Annotated in this window: 4 protein-coding genes and 1 pseudogene; 4 read left to right on the top strand and 1 reads right to left on the bottom strand. The window is 42.9% G+C overall.

Features of this window, described 5'->3' with window-relative positions; translation table 11 throughout:
- Positions 1-291: pseudogene (locus QUA45_RS28240) on the top strand (glycosyltransferase family 4 protein); the annotation flags it as partial.
- A gap of 11 nt (positions 292-302) precedes the next feature.
- Positions 303-536, top strand: a complete 234-nt coding sequence (locus tag QUA45_RS28235) for a hypothetical protein (protein WP_333069157.1) — start codon at positions 303-305, stop codon at positions 534-536.
- Positions 537-659: 123 nt separating this feature from the next.
- On the opposite strand, the gene QUA45_RS28230 is transcribed toward QUA45_RS28235, so the two are convergent.
- Positions 660-1,595, bottom strand: a complete 936-nt coding sequence (locus QUA45_RS28230; protein ID WP_333100187.1) for an exopolyphosphatase — start codon at positions 1,593-1,595, stop codon at positions 660-662.
- 66 nt (positions 1,596-1,661) lie between these two features.
- Between QUA45_RS28230 and bioF the strand changes: the two genes are divergently transcribed.
- Together bioF and pirA are read left to right on the top strand one after the other, a co-directional pair.
- Positions 1,662-2,834, top strand: a complete 1,173-nt coding sequence (bioF, locus tag QUA45_RS28225; protein ID WP_333223207.1) for an 8-amino-7-oxononanoate synthase — start codon at positions 1,662-1,664, stop codon at positions 2,832-2,834.
- 277 nt (positions 2,835-3,111) lie between these two features.
- Positions 3,112-3,261 carry an arginine synthesis PII-interacting regulator PirA gene (gene pirA, locus QUA45_RS28220; protein ID WP_172185012.1) on the top strand — a complete coding sequence of 50 codons (150 nt, stop codon included), beginning with the start codon at positions 3,112-3,114 and terminating at the stop codon, positions 3,259-3,261.
- Positions 3,262-3,752: the final 491 nt, after the last annotated feature.

The following is a 3,752-nucleotide window of genomic DNA, read 5'->3' as shown; positions in this document are numbered from 1 at the left end:
GCTATGACTATGTACGGTGGTCCGACCGAGTACGCCAATGCTGATAACTGCTATCCCATTGCTTACGATCTAATTCCCGTCGGAAAGTGTTACGATACTCAGTATCTAACAATCAGAAATGATCCTCATTGGGCCGAACCCAATGTTCAGTCTGTTCGCGAACAGTTGCGAAAAATTGTGGAAGATCCGATGCGTTTTCAGGTAGCTCACAAAGCTAAAGAGACGGCGGATTTATTTAATTGGGAAGCTGCCGCTCAAAAATTGTTAAGATTAATGCGAAAGTTGTTTTAGGAGCAGAAATTATGGGACTCGAACGCAAAATGTTTAGGGGAATGTTTTCGCCCGGGGAGGTTGTACGATTGAAACAGCCTTGTTTTACTCCCGGGCGATTGTTTGAGCCAGGAAAATATAAAGCTGATGAGTTGCCGGATATCGCTTTTGATATGGGTTTGGTAGACCATTTGCCACCAGTCAAAGGCAACTGTTCAGAAAATCTCAATGTTCAGAACCCACCAGCTCAAAACCTTGAGGAATAAGCTCCCGTTTGTAGTAAGGACTTCAGTCCCGAAAAATCTCCTTTGTAGTAAGGACTTTAGTGCTGAAAATTAAAATAAATAATTAAAGACTCAAGTCCTGACTGCAAAAAAGATAAAGCCAATTTAACCATTTTCTTTTATCTGGGCAATTAACTCTTTCAAAACTTGACTAGCTTTGTCATTCTCAATCTGACAAGTTCCGGCATTCTGGTGCCCACCGCCGCCATATCTTAACATTAACTCCCCAATATTAGTTTGAGAAGTTTTGTTAAAGATTGACTTGCCAACTGCGAGAACAGTATTTTGTTGTTTCAGTCCCCAAAGTACGTGAATAGATATATTGCACTGAGGAAACAAAGCATAAATTACAAAACGATTTCCCGCATAAATCACCTCTTCGTTACGCAAATCCAAAACAACTAAATTATTATAAACTGTGGCGCATCGCTGTATTTGCTCTTTAAATTTTTCTTCTTGCTCGAAGTAGAGATCTACTCTTTCTTTTACATCAGGAAGCTGCAAAATTTCATCGATGGTATGATTTTTGCAGTAATCGATTAACTGCATCATTAATTGATAATTGGAGACTGTAAATTCTTTAAACCTTCCTAAGCCTGTTCGGGCGTCCATTATGAAGTTTAACAATACCCATTCTTGCGGATGCAGAACCTCTTCTTGGGAAAATTGAGCGGAATCTGATTTGTCAACTGCCGCCATCATCGCCTCAGAAATATCAGGAAACTTTGCTTGACCTCCATAATATTTGTACAGTACCCTAGCTGCAGAAGCTGCATAGGGATCGATGATGTGGTTGATTTTGATTTTCTCGTGTCTGAGAGTTTCGCTGAAGTGGTGATCGAAAGCTAGATGAACTCCCTCAACATAGGGTAAATTGGTGCTAATATCGTTATTTGTTATTTCGATTTTCCCATCCTGCATATCTTTAGGATGCACGAATTTAATCTCGTCGATCATATCGAGTTCTTTGAGCAAAACGGCACAGACAAGACCGTCAAAATCGCTGCGGGTGACTAATCTGTATTTTTTAGTGAGTGGCATATGCTTATGTGATGCGGAGGAACTGATCACCAGCTAATATAACGTATTACCCGATCGCTTTCCAATATGAACGCAGACCCTTACGCTTGGATAGAGAAGGCCCTGGACACAGTTCGCCGTGCCGATTGGTATCGATCGCCCCAATCGCTCGAAAGTTCCCCCGGGCCTGTGGTGAAATTGGCAAGCCGTCGGCTGATTAACTTTGCCAGCAACGATTATCTCGGACTTGCCGGCGATGACAGGTTAATTCAAGCAGCTATTGCTGCAACTAAGGAATTTGGTACGGGTGCAACGGGTTCGAGGTTGCTAAGCGGACACCGCGATTTCCACCGACAGCTAGAACAAGCTATTGCTAATTTAAAACAAACTGAAGATGCTTTAGTATTCAGTTCGGGATATTTGGCGAATCTAGGGGCGATCGCATCCGCTGTCGGCAAGCGCGATTTGATATTATCTGACAAGTACAACCATTCGAGCCTGAAAAACGGCGCCGCACTCAGCGGTGCCACTTCCCTAGAGTACAATCACTGCAATCTTGAGGATTTAAAGGCCAAGCTAGAGCAAAATCGCGCCAGATACCGCAAGTGTTTAATTATTACCGATAGCGTCTTTAGCATGGATGGGGACTTGTGTCCGCTACCACAGTTGTTGGCTGTGGCCGAAACCTTTAACTGCATGGTATTAGTAGATGAAGCTCACGCTACAGGAGTTTTCGGTGCTAGCGGTGCCGGTTGTGTAGAACATTTCGGGTGTACGGGAACACCACTGATTCAAGTGGGGACACTCAGCAAAGCTTTGGGGAGTTTAGGTGGTTACGTTGCGGGCTCTGCTGCTTTAATTGATTTTCTGCGTAATCGAGCTGCGAGTTGGATTTATACTACCGCATTGACGCCTGCTGACACGGCGGCTGCTTTGGAAGCTGTGAGGATTGTACAGCAAGAACCAGAACGCCGAGTTCGGTTGCGACAAAATATCGAAACTTTCAAATATTGCGCGATTACCAATCACCAATTACCAATTAGCAATTCCCTCTCCCCAATTTTCAATCTTCCGTTAAAAAATGCAGCCTCCGCTTTAACAGTCGGCAGCAAACTCAAGGAGATGGGTATTTTTGCTCCGGCGATTCGGCCTCCGACTGTAAGTGTCAGTCAAATTCGGATTTCGCTGATGGCAACTCACCAACTCGCACACCTTCAGCAGTTGGTAGAGGCGCTGAAGCAAGTTATGAGTTTTGAGTAAATGTTGAGTACGTCATAAGTACCTTACCCTTTGAGTAAATGTTGTCAGATCGGGAAAATTTCTACTTCTGCCTTCTGCCTTCTGCCTTCTGCTGCTCTAGTGTTCTGCCTTTTTTTATTGTCAAGATATCCCTATTGACTTATGACCAATCTTATACAGGAGTTTGGTCGATCGGTCAACAACTGTAAATTTTTTGTAAATTTAGATACTTTTTGGAATTTAGCGCTATATTAGAGAAGTAGCAAGTACACCAAATTTAATATAAGGAACGTCCACCATGAACACAAATCGTCAAAACGTAAAAAAAGTAGCAGAAACCCACCGTGCTAACATTCACAAGCAACTGATGCACCGCATAGAAGTAGCGAGATCCAGTGGGAATCAAGATTTGGTTCGGGTGCTTGAAGAAGAAATGAGACAGCTTTAAAGAAGCTGCAACTAGAATTTGCCCGTAGTTTGGTTTAGAGGGTTGTCCGAGAAATGTAGAATTCCGGCAACCGCTACCTGTTTAATTTTGACTCCTCTCTTAGTTGGTAGGAAAAACCCCGGTTTCTTAAAGGAACCGGGGTTTTTTATTGAGAAGGAAGAAGGAAGAGGGAATACTCCTGCACGCACAAACTCTATCTGTAGAGTGCGCCTCAGCCCACAGAGTCTGTACCAATAGCGGATTGAAGCATTCATTTTTTGCCTAAGTTCTGAAGTCAGAACGAAGAAGCAAGAGGGAAGAACAAGACTTACTCTGCATTGCTTCTATTTTGACAGTATCTGTAGTAATAAGGTGCGCCGAGGCAACCCTACTAAGTAGCTAGACAAAATTAATTACATAGTTTTCTCCAAATTTTTTCAGGATTTTTTCCACAGAGGTAACAAAAGTTCCCCAACTCTTGTAAGCAGATATCTCAATCCATTCATACTTAA

This window comes from Microcoleus sp. Pol12A5, from assembly GCF_036701435.1.
Taxonomy (GTDB): domain Bacteria; phylum Cyanobacteriota; class Cyanobacteriia; order Cyanobacteriales; family Microcoleaceae; genus Microcoleus.
This window is presented reverse-complemented; position numbering and strand designations above follow the sequence as displayed.